The following is an 11,721-nucleotide window of genomic DNA, read 5'->3' as shown; positions in this document are numbered from 1 at the left end:
GGGACTTAAATTTCAGATGCCGTCGGCAGGGTAAATCGAAAAAGAGTGCCGCAAGGCTTATTGTCTTCAAACTCCAAGTGGCCACCGTGTTGCTCAACCACCGTGCGGCACAAACTAAGTCCCAAGCCCATCCCTTCTGCTTTGGTGGTGAAAAAAGGTGTGAACAAGTTTTGCGCCACTTCGGCAGAGATACCCAGTCCCAAGTCAAGCACTGAAAACTCCACCCAAGCTTGTGACTGGCTTGAAGCCCCGCGCTTGACTTTCAAGGTCAGGGTGCGTTGATGGCAAGTTGGGTGATCCATGGCCTGCATGCCATTGCGAGCTAGATTCAAAAGAACTTGTTCAACCATGGTGCGGTCGCACAGAACGGGTAGCAAGCGAGGGTCTAATTCGGTTTGAATGCGCACATGAAGCTTGTGTGCTTGAAGTTGCACCAAGGGCATGACGGCATCAATAATGGCCTGGGGCTTGACGACTTCTTTGTCTTGATCGCGGCGCCTGACAAAATCGTGCACGCTGTTGATCACCTTACCTGCGCGACTGGCCTGCTCTGAAATTCGCTCAAACGCCATTTGAAAATCGCTCAATTGGGGGGACGCTTGGCCATTATCTGGGTGCCGCAAAAGATTCAAGGAGCCGGTGGCATAACTCGAAATGGCCGATAAAGGCTGATTCAACTCATGGCTCAAGAGGGAGGCCATTTCACCCACAGTGGCAAGTCTGGCCGTGGCTTGCAAGCGCTCCTGACTGGAGCGAGAAAGCTCTTCAATGCGTCGCTGTTCGCTGATGTCCAAAAAAGCACTCATCCAGCCTGTTTGTTGGCCAAGCACGTTAATTAGAGGGGCCTCGAAAATGAGCACCGGAAAACGCGTGCCATCTTGCCGAATAAACACCGATTCAAAGCCTTCTCTGGGAGGCGCATTGCCGGCCAGTCGAACAGCTTGACGTTGTTGATACTCGCCTACCATTTCAGGTGGCCAATAAGGCATGGGCGCAGACTTTCCCAAGAGCGCTTCGGCTTCAAAGCCCACCATCTGACAAAAAGCGGGATTGACATAAGTGATCCGACCTTGAAGATCGCGCGCTCTCAGGCCAGTCACCAAGGAGTCTTCCATGGCCTTGCGAAAGGCCAGCGCGTCGGCCAGGTCTCGCTCTGCCTGCAAGCGTCGGCGTGAGTCTTTGACCAGCAAAACCAAAACCGAAACCAGTGCAAAGGACATGGCCGTTACCAAGGCAGGCAAGATATTGGGCAACAAGTCGGGTACTGCACGGCGACCGTCCATCCGAAGCATCAGAGTGGTGCCAGGTAAGTCGAGCAATTGCTTGGCGGTGAACAAGCGTTTTGCGCGAGGCAAGCTGCCGTGAACCGCTAAGCGTGTGCCGTCAGGTTCGACGAAAGAAAGCTGATTGCGTTGACCGTAAGTCTCACCCAACCTCGCAGACAAAACTTCTTGCAGGCTGTAGGTCAAAAGCGTGAACCCCGCTGTGTTGCCGCGATCGATCATGGGCAAACACATCTCCATCACCTCTAGGCCTCGGCCGTTGGATTGAGGTACAAAGTAGCTTCTGGAGTAGGCAGGGCCATTCAATCGACGCGCGCGCAAACAAGCTTGCTGCGTTTCAGGGTGCTCTCCCATCCCTGATTTGTCATTGAACAAGTCAGGCTTGAGAGGCGATGACACCACGTCTAGCGTGCGGCCTTGCAAGTCTCTTTTTTCGACGCGAAGCCAATCTCTGTTTTGACTCAACAGGTCTGTCATTTCCGCTAGCCATAGCTTTTGTGAAAGAGCTTTGGCATGCAGGTTTTGCAAAATCAAAACGTTTTGATCAAAACCATTTCGAATCTCACTTGCGGCATCTGCTGTGTCGCGGTCTAGTTCATCTTGGTATTGACTGGCTTCATATCGACCGGCAAGCCAAACTAGCGTGACCAGCAGGGCGACGACCAGCACCACCAGGGCAATCCACAATGAAAATCGACGATCGGTGAAGGAGCGTGTGATTTGTTTGAAAAACTGCCACAGGATGTGAGAGTTTTGCAATGAAGGTGAATCTGCTTGCGCCATTTGCAAAGGTTTTGGTCAAGCTTAAGGGGTCACAGCGCTGTTGACAACCTTGGTCACCCGGGGATCGGACCATGTGCCATCAACCAAAAACTCTTGTGTGTTGACGCGGCTCAATGGCTGTTTGAGAATCAATTGGGCCAAAAACGTACTCAAACCGATAGCGGGATTGAGCGCAATGCCAGCCAACAAAGAGGCGGTGCCCGCATCGACTTCGGGCAAAATTAAAACACGCAAGTTTTGTGTTTCTCGCGCTATGTCAGAGCTGCCATCCATTTGCACCACGGCATTGACGCCCTTCATTTGAAGGTTGCGAGTGGTAGCAATGCCTTGTTGAATCAAGACATCGCCCCGAATGGTGTCAAACGCAAAACCAGCACTGAACACATCTCTGAAATCCAATAACAAACGGCGCGGCAGAGCTTGAAGACTTAACACGCCCAACAACTTGGCAACACCCGGCTCTGCTTGTAAAAACTGCCCGCGGCCAATGTTCAAGTTAAAGCGGCCGCTCATGCTGGGATAGTGAAAGGTCATTGGTGAGCCCTGCCATTGAACGTCGCCCTCTAACTTACCAGCCCCGCCTCGCAGCGCGTCTTTTGTGCCCAATCGGTTCAACAATTCGCCAGCATTTGAAATGTCCAAGCGAAAATTCATTTCCGTATTGGCTTGCTGAGCACCCTCTCGCGCAGTGGCCCACTTGCCGCTGGCTTTGAAGCTGGCCTCAGGCGTGGTGATGTTGAGCTTGTTCAAACGCCATTCACGCCCAGTCGTTGTCTTGGCTTGTGCCGGCTCTGCATTGACCGCTTCAATTTCGACACGGCCTAATTTTTTTCCACGCAACTCCAACTCATCCACCACAATGTCCAAAGCTGGAATGCTCACGGGGGAGTCTTCTAGGAAGGACTCCACGGTTTGATCGGCAGAGGGCGGCAAGCTCAGGCGAGCCAAGCGTGCGTAAATACGCCCCGCATTTTGACTGTTGGACTGGCGATACTCCAAGTAGCCACTGAACTCTCTGGCATCTAAATTGGAGCGCCATAAAGCACCTTCACGAGACCCGTTGACAGAGACGTTGTGCAGTTGGCGGCCCTGCAATGTGACTTCATTGGCCTTCAGCGACATGCGAGAAGGAAGGTAGGAAGAAGTGGCCAAGCTGAGTGCTGCATTTTGTGTTGAATGCGAAGCAGGGCTTGACTTCGGTGGGGAGATCACTTGAAGCCACTCGTCAATGGAAAACGAGGGAAGGTTGACAACGGCCGTCACACCAGACTCAGACGGGTTGCTTGTAGATGGCGCTATGGCTTGACCCACTTGCACGCGACCATGGATGACGCGCGGCTCTGTGCCCGTCAAGTCGCGCAAGTAAGAGGCTGACAAGCCGGAGCCCCAGGATATTTGCAATTGATCTCGCAGCGCTTTGTAGGGCGACACATTGCTCAGACTTTGAATCACGCTTTCATATTTAAAGCTTGTCGACTCATCAGCACGTTTGCCAAATGGTGCTGGCAAGTTGAGGGAAACGCCTTGAAGTTGTGACTGAATACTGAGCTCACTGTGTCCACCCTTGAATCCCAAGCTTGCGGTGTAGGCGCTAGCGCCAGTGGCATGCTGAGCAAGAAGGCCGAGTGTGCTGAATTCTTTGGCCTGTCGAAGACCGCTTGCGCTAACCTGACCTTGAATGCGAAAGAATGGGTTGGCCTCTGTGCTGCGCGGTGCGAGTTTTCGGGAGCCTCCTTCAAGCTTGATGGGGCCGCCTAAAAACTGTGCGTTTACCCCAACCAAACTGAACCCTGCTTCGCTAAATTGAATACTGCCCTGAGCCTTTTCAAGGGTGGGAAAGTCGCTTTGAATGCGCACGTCGTTGCCACTCAAGGCAACCGATCCCTGAACACTTGATTTATCAAGCGAGCTCAAGGGCAAGGACAACTTCAAGCGCGAAGACACGGTGCCCGTGCTGCTGGCCTGAGCCAGTGCCCCGCTGAGCATTTGGTTGACGGGTGACAAACGCAAATCATTCAAGACAACATTGGCGCTGGCTTTAGACTCCCCTTGGACATTGACCAGCACTGGCGCGCTGAGGCTGGGAATCTCGGCCTTGATTTGTGTGAAAGGCGTGTTGCCCCATTTGCCAGACGCGCCATTGACTTTGAAATTGAGTCTGTCAAAAACAATGTCACCATTCACTTCACTCATGGGTGGCCAAACGCCTTCAGTGCTGTTGGCCAAAGCATAGGCATATTGAACATCTTTGACTTTGCCCGCGAATCGAAATTCGCCGTCTTTGGGGTTGGCAAAGGGCAGACGTTGGAGGTCGCCTTTGACCTTGACGGAAACGCCTTGGACCGCGCCTTTTAAAACCGAGTCCCGCACATAGTGCCTAACGTTTTGAGGAATGCTCAATGGCAAATATCGGTGAACGCGCGCGGCATCAGCACGCTGAATGTTGCCCTGCAAATCTAAAACCCCCCAGCTGCCTTCTAGTGCACTGGGTTTCCAGCTGCCTTTGAGATCTGCTGAAACGTCGGCGTTTTTCAAACTCAACTGCCAGTCGGGAATGAGCAGTTGGTTTTTTTCATGCTGCCACTTCACAGAGGCTTGTAATTTGTCTAGCGGAATTCTCGAGTCTTCAAACAGTCGATTGATTTGAAGCGCGCCTTTGTCGATGGATGCTTTGATGTTGCCTCCAGCGGCAGTCATGTCAAAACTGATATCGGCATTTTCAATGCCCGGCCAATTTTCGGATTCGGTGCCGCTTTTTCCTGCTTCAAAAAAGAAATTGTCGAAGCGGCCATTGGCCGTGTTCACTTGGAATGTTTTTTCGGTACCGATCACTTTCTCGGTCCACTCAAGGTTCAGTGTGTTGACCAAGCCGCTAACTTTGTGGGCTTGAAGGGTTTGCCGAGCGGATGGGGGCAGCGGCAATTGAAGGGCAATGTTTCGAAGTGCGAGCAAATCCAAAGTGTCGCCCTGAAAACGGCCTTGCGCACTGTTGCCTTGATCTGCTTCTAAATAAGAGAGGCTGACATTGCCACCAGGCCAATGCAAGCCATCGGCTGTGTCAAAGCGCAAGCCTTCGGTGGAGAAATCAAAACCATGGGGCTTGGCTTTGGCAGAGACCCGGCCCGCAATGTGTTTGAACGACAAGGCCTCCAGCTCGGGACTGAGTTGGGCCTTGGCGTTTTCCAACACCAGATCGGCCGTGGCTTGCTGAATGTCGCCAAGTTTCAAATCGACCCACACTCGCAAAGCGCCTTGTCCTTGTGTGGCATTGACTTTCCAAGGTAAGTGGGGGCCTAGCTGTGACAAATCGACATCTGAAAACTCGGCATGAAGTTGACCGCTCCAGTCTTTCACTCGGCCAGCGTGTGTCGATAAAAGCCCTCGCCGTAAATCGCCCATGAGTGTGAAGGGCGCGCCCCAACCATTGGGCGGTGTGGCATCAAGTCGCCACAAATGATGGCGTGCGGTATTGCGCAAGACCCAAGACACCTGGTTTAAATTCAAGGCCGGCTTTTCTCTTTCAAGGGGGTTGAATTCATCGGTCCAGACCACAGAGCCATTTTGAACAAGGATTTCTTTTTGCGAAAAAACCCAGTCGGCTGCCGCTGAGTCGGGGGAGTTGTCTTTTTTAAGCTTGAGACCCGCAACACGCCACTCGCCATTTGCGGTTCTGCGAATGTCCAGCGTGGGGGAGTCGATGACCAACTGCTCGACCCCTAAGTTCAAAACCGATCGAACGCTGATGGCAAAAATAACTTTGGGCAGAGTGAGTGCGCGTCTTCCTTCTGGGTCAAGGAGTGCAAGATCGTAAATTTCAAAAGTGGGCATCCAACCCGTGGAAATCGCCCTCAGTTGACCCATTTGAACAGGAACCCCGATGGCCTGAGTGGCCATCTTTTCCAGACTGGGTCGGAAGTTTTCAATTCGGGGCACAATCCAAAAATGAAGCGCACTCCATGCCATTCCCAAGACAAAGCCAGCCAACAACAAGAGCCATGCGACAAAACGCAAAGCAGAGCTTGTAATTCGGGTGATGGCAGACAACTTCAGCATTCCAATGACAATTCGGACATAAAGACCTAGGCAGGGAATTATGACCGCCACAAGCCCATTTGAGACAGCCAAAGTCATGGATTCAAAGCGCCCAGCACCACTCTCTGAAGGATCGCGATTTTTTCAGCGGCTTCAAAGACGCTATGCAGATACTTTTGCCAGCTTGCCAGCAGGGGTGCCGCATCAAAGTTTGTTGATGCAAGCCTACCAACAACTGCGCGCGCAGGGCCACGAGGTTGGCCCCGCTATGAGAATCTTGCGCCAATGGACCATGGCTCGCCTCCTCACCATGGACTGTGAGCAAGACGCGCCTCTAGACGTCGTTACCACGGCGGTGACCCATTTGGCGGAATTGGCGCTAGATGAGGCTTGCCAGCAGGCATTTCATGACCTCGACGCAAGGCATGGTGCCCCTTTGCTCGCCAATGGCGAAAAAGCCCAGCTTTGGGTGGTGGGCATGGGCAAACTGGGTGCACGAGAGCTCAATGTTTCAAGCGACATCGACCTGATCTATGTCTACGATGAAGACGGCGAGACGGCAGGCAATGCTCAGGGCTTGGGCAAGATCTCCGTCCATGAGTATTTCAGCCGAGCCGTCAAGGCCATCTTTACCTTGGTGGGCGATACCACCGAGCATGGTTTTGTATTTCGAATGGATTTGGCGCTGCGGCCCAATGGCAACTCTGGCCCCAGTGTGGTCTCTTTGGGGGCCTTGGAAGAGTATTTGATGGCTCAGGGTCGCGAGTGGGAGCGTTTTGCTTGGATGAAGAGCAGAGTGATTGCCCCCCGAAGCGCAGTTCAAAATGGTTCTGCGGCCAAGCTTCGAAGTGTGGTGTTGCCGTTTGTATTTAGACGTTATCTCGATTACAACGTCTTTGAGTCTTTGAGAACCTTGCACCAACAAATTCGCGATCATGCCGCCAAAAGGAGCGCAGGTCATCCTGAGCGCGCCAATGACGTCAAGCTATCGCGCGGGGGTATTCGGGAAATTGAATTCACTGTGCAACTTTTGCAGGTGGTTCGAGGCGGGCAGTTCCCAGAGCTTCGCACCCGACCCACCGTCGATGCGCTACAACGCATTGCCAAAGCGGGGCTGATGCCCCTAGAAACGGCGCAAGCTTTGACACAAGCGTATGTTTTCCTTCGAAAAGTGGAGCATCGCATTCAGTATTTGGATGATCAGCAAACGCATGTTTTACCCACACAAGATGCAGATCTGCAATGGATAGCCAACACCATGGGGTATACCGAAGGTTGTGACTTCCTGTCAGATTTGGACGCCCACCGTGAAGTGGTTGCGCATGAATTTGACATTCTCCTGGGGGGTGATCGGGAGTGTAAATCCTGTCAAACCCAAGCGGGCCGTGAGCGCCCCGAACTTGAGGCTGTGTTGGATTTGTTCAAAGGCGAGGCGCGAGCTCGCTTGGCACATTGGCAAGACAGCCCCAAAGTCAAAGGCCTGAGAGACGATGCCAGAGCTCGTTTGATGCGCTTGTTGCAGCGCACGGCTCAGTGGCTCAAAGAGGGTCGTGTGGAAGTGGATGCGGTGGTGCGAATGGCAGACTGGATGGAGCCATTGATGCGCCGCGAAAGCTACTTGGCCATGATGCTCGAGCGCCCTGCCGTGCACGAGCGCCTGTTGCGACTCTTGGGCGCCGCCAAATGGCCTGCGCGTTATTTGGTGCAACACCCCGGCGTGATTGATGAGCTGGCCAATGGCGATGTGCTGCAACAGAGGTTTGTGGCCCAAGACTTTGAAGCTGAATTGCAAGCGCGTCGAGCAGCCTTAAAAAGAACAGGCGAAGATGACGAGGAAAACTTGTTGAATTTGCTGCGCCGAGCTCACCACGCAGAGGTTTTTCGAACCTTGGCGCGTGATGTTGAAGGGCGCCTGTCGGTTGAGCAGGTGGCCGACGATTTAAGCGCCATGGCCGACGCAGTGCTGCGCATCACGGCGCAATGGTGTTGGTCGTGCCTGAAAAGCAGGCACCGTGAAGCGCCTCAATTTGGCATCATTGCCTATGGCAAATTGGGCGGCAAAGAGCTGGGGTATGGCAGTGATTTGGACATTGTCTTTGTCTACGAAGACGCCGATGAAAGGGCTCAAGAGGTCTATGGCGCCTTTGTTAGAAAGCTCATCAATTGGTTCACGGTCAAAACTGCAGAAGGCGACTTGTTTGAAATTGACACCGCACTGAGACCCAACGGAAGCTCAGGTTTGTTGGTAACCACTTTCGCGGCGTATGCCGATTACCAACAACAAAGGGGCAGCAATACAGCCTGGACTTGGGAACACCAAGCCATGACACGGGCCCGCTTTGTAATGGGCGAGGAGCACATCGCCAAGCAGTTTGAAGAGGTTCAACGCGCCGTCATCAGTGCCCCTCGCGATGAGTCTGCATTGAAGTCTGAAATTGTGGCCATGCGCATCCGAGTCCGCTCTGCCCACGCGATCAAGTCAGAACTGTTTGATGTGAAACACAGTCCTGGTGGCATGGTCGATGCGGAGTTTGCGGTTCAGTATTTGGTTTTGATGCACTCAGCCAAGCACCCCGAAATGGCCCACAACGTTGGCAACATTGCTCTGCTTCAGAGTGCAGAAAAAGCAGGTTTGTTGCCCCATGGCGTGGGGTTCAAGGCAGCATCGGCCTACCGGGAGTTGCGCCGTGTGCAACACAAGGCGCGGTTGAATGAGGAGCCAACGCAAGTTTCCCAGGCCGCTTTGCACGCTGAAAGAGAGGCCATTCTGGCCTTGTGGGCGGCGGTATTTCCCTAATCAAAAAAGCCTTTAATCAGTTCGTGACAAGTTAAATAAAAAAAAGTAAACTGTCCAGTCACAAAACAGAATGGACAGTTTATGCCAAGTTTTAACACGTTCAAACCTTGCTTCTTCTTGCTTGGGGTGTTGGCCATGCCCATGGTTTGGGCGCAGACGCCCGCCACCAACGTCGCCTCATCGGCGGCATGCCCTGCTTTGTTAAACCACACCTTTCCAAGACTGCAAGACGAAAAGCCTCAGTCGCTTTGTCAGTACAGTGGCAAAGTCATCTTGGTGGTGAATACGGCCAGCTACTGTGGTTTTACATCGCAGTACAAGGGCCTCGAAGCCTTGCACAGCAAATTCAAAGACAAAGGCTTGGTCGTTTTGGGCTTTCCCTCTAACGACTTTGCGCAAGAAAAATCCTCTAACCAAGACATTGCAGAGTTTTGCGAAAACACCTTTGGCGTGAAGTTCCCCATGTTCACCAAAACCTCTGTGACGGGCGAAGCGGCCGCGCCCTTTTTCAAACAACTCGCCAAAGAGCCAGGCCAAAGACCTAAGTGGAACTTTTACAAATATTTGATCGGCCGTGATGGCCGTTTGATTGACAGCTACAACAGCATGACAAGCCCCGAAAACAAAGGCTTGACGCAAGCGATTGAGAAAAGCTTAGGACAAAAAGCCTCCTAACTTGTTACGTCAGAAAGATTCAAACCTTGAAAAACAAAAAGATTGCCATTGTAGGTTCAGGCATCTCGGGCCTAGGCGTTGCACACAGCTTGCAAGGCAAGGCCGACATCACCTTGTTGGAAGCGGGCGCTTATTTTGGCGGGCACGCCAACACAGTCGACATTAGTTTGCCAACAGAAAATGGCTTGCTCACCTATGGCGTAGACACCGGGTTTTTGGTTTTCAACGAAAGAACCTATCCCAACCTGATCAAGTTGTTTGAGGAGTTGGGTGTTGAAACCGCACTCTCCGATATGTCGTTTTCTGTTCAGGCGCCCAATGCTTGGGGTCGGGAAACACTCGAGTGGAGTGGTAGCAATTTAGACACGGTGTTTGCGCAGCGCCGCAACTTAGGCCGGCCAAAGTTTTTAAAGATGTTGCTCGATGTGGTGCGCTTTAACAAGCTGTGTACGCAAATTGCAGAACAACAATCAGAACGAGAAATGCGTCAGCCACTTTCTGAGTTCTTAAAGCAGCATGGCTTTGGTGATGCCTTCAAGAGTTGGTATTTTCTGCCCATGATGGGCTGCATTTGGAGTTGCCCCACCGATCAAATGTTGGCTTTTCCTGTGGCCACCATGATTCGGTTTTGTCACAACCATGGCCTGATTCAAGTGACCAATCGACCGCGCTGGTTCACTGTAAAGGGTGGATCGCGCAACTATGTTGAAAAAATAGTCAGCAAGATCGCAGACAAACGCTTGAACACGCCTGTTCAATTGATCGAGCGCGACGAACAAGGTGTGCGCGTGATCACACAGGGTCATGCAGAACGATTTGATGAGGTGGTCATTTGTACTCACTCCGACCAAGCGCTGCGTCTATTAAGAGAACCCAGTCCTGCCGAAGTGAAAAATTTATCAGCCATTCGATACCAAGACAATGTGGCGGTTTTGCATACCGACGAAAAAGTCTTGCCAAGCCGGCGCAAGGCTTGGGCCGCTTGGAATTACGCGCGCGCTGCAAGCGATCAATTGGAAAGCACGCGAGTTTGCTTGCACTATTTGTTGAACAAGTTGCAGCCTTTACCTTACTCGCAGGCGGTGGTGGTGTCGCTGAACCCTACCCAAGCCATTGACCCCGAAAAAACCATTCAAACAATTGCATACGCGCACCCCGTGTTTGACTTGGCCGCCATTGATGCACAACACAATATGCACCTCATTCAAGGCCAGCAACACACGTGGTATGCAGGCGCATGGCTAGGCTATGGTTTTCATGAAGATGGCTTGAAATCAGGCTTGTCGGCGGCCCGCGAGCTTTTGAAAAAGGTGCATGCATGACCACCGGTGGCGTGCTCATTGGCCATGGTCAAGTGCGGCATGTCCGCCTGCGACCCACACAACACGCCTTTGATTACAGCGCTTACTTTTTGATGTTGCCCATGAGGGCTTTGAAGGCCATCCAAGTTGGGCCATTGAGTTTAGACAAAGGCCAGAAAACTGACTTGGCCATCAACCAAGCGGGCATGCTTTCGTTTTTTGACGTTGACCACGGTGATGCTAGAACCCCAGAACAGGGCGGCGCGCTGGGATGGATTGAAGAGTTGCTTGAAAGAGAAAACATTCAAGATGCCCATGGCGAAATTTGGCTGCAAACTTTTCCCAGAGTATTTGGCTACACCTTCAAGCCGGTGAGCTTTTGGTATTGCCACAGAGCAGACAACACCTTGGCCGCCATCTTGGCCGAAGTTCACAACACCTTTGGCGAACGGCACTGTTATTTGTTGCCCCAGCCCAAGTTTGGCCAAACTGAATTGGCCCAAAAAATATTTCATGTGTCGCCTTTTTGTGAGGTTTCCGGTCAGTATCGATTTCGCTTTATGCGAACTGCATCGGAGCGGCTTGTGGCCAGGGTTGACCACGACGACGCCAATGGCCCCTTAATTCAAACCAGCATCAGTGGCACCTTGGTGCCCGCTACACAAGAAGAAATTCGCCGCACCCTTTGGCGTTATCCCTTGTTTACCGTAGCCGTGATGTTTCGAATTCACTGGCATGCCTTGCTCCTTTGGTTAAAGCGTGTGCCATTTTTTGCCAAGCCAGAACCGCCGCTTCAAGACGTTTCACGCGCGCAAGTATCTACAACAGTCATTTCCAAAACCAGCTGAAC

At 52.3% G+C, this 11,721-nt stretch carries 6 protein-coding genes; 4 read left to right on the top strand and 2 right to left on the bottom strand.

What is annotated here, in order from left to right; genetic code table 11:
• Nucleotides 1-5: 5 nt before the first annotated feature.
• Both B9Z32_RS01185 and B9Z32_RS01180 read right to left on the bottom strand, forming a co-directional pair.
• Complete coding sequence (locus tag B9Z32_RS01185; protein ID WP_108419581.1) at nt 6-2,066, bottom strand: nitrogen regulation protein NR(II); 2,061 nt, start codon at nt 2,064-2,066, stop codon at nt 6-8.
• A gap of 21 nt (nt 2,067-2,087) precedes the next feature.
• Nucleotides 2,088-6,119, bottom strand: coding sequence for a YhdP family protein (locus B9Z32_RS01180; RefSeq protein WP_108420910.1), 4,032 nt, complete (start codon nt 6,117-6,119; stop codon nt 2,088-2,090).
• Between the two features lie 40 nt (nt 6,120-6,159).
• On the opposite strand from B9Z32_RS01180, the gene glnE reads away from it, so the two are divergent.
• From glnE to B9Z32_RS01160, 4 genes are all read left to right on the top strand, one after another.
• The gene (gene glnE / locus B9Z32_RS01175) at nt 6,160-8,895 is read left to right on the top strand and encodes a bifunctional [glutamate--ammonia ligase]-adenylyl-L-tyrosine phosphorylase/[glutamate--ammonia-ligase] adenylyltransferase (RefSeq protein WP_369909251.1); all 2,736 of its coding nucleotides are present in this window, start codon (nt 6,160-6,162) and stop codon (nt 8,893-8,895) included.
• 81 nt (nt 8,896-8,976) lie between these two features.
• Nucleotides 8,977-9,570 (top strand): glutathione peroxidase, encoded by a 594-nt coding sequence (locus B9Z32_RS01170; RefSeq protein ID WP_108419579.1) that lies wholly within the window; start codon nt 8,977-8,979, stop codon nt 9,568-9,570.
• A gap of 26 nt (nt 9,571-9,596) precedes the next feature.
• Complete coding sequence (locus tag B9Z32_RS01165) at nt 9,597-10,892, top strand: NAD(P)/FAD-dependent oxidoreductase (RefSeq protein ID WP_108419578.1); 1,296 nt, start codon at nt 9,597-9,599, stop codon at nt 10,890-10,892.
• The gene (locus tag B9Z32_RS01160) at nt 10,889-11,719 is read left to right on the top strand and encodes a DUF1365 domain-containing protein (protein WP_108419577.1); all 831 of its coding nucleotides are present in this window, start codon (nt 10,889-10,891) and stop codon (nt 11,717-11,719) included. Before B9Z32_RS01165 ends, B9Z32_RS01160 begins: the two co-directional genes overlap by 4 nt.
• Nucleotides 11,720-11,721 lie beyond the last annotated feature (2 nt).

The sequence above is a fragment of the Limnohabitans sp. MMS-10A-178 genome, assembly GCF_003063375.1.
In the GTDB taxonomy this organism is placed as follows: domain Bacteria; phylum Pseudomonadota; class Gammaproteobacteria; order Burkholderiales; family Burkholderiaceae_C; genus Limnohabitans_A.
The sequence above is the reverse complement of the archived record's forward strand: the minus strand, read 5'-3'. Positions and strand labels throughout refer to the sequence as shown.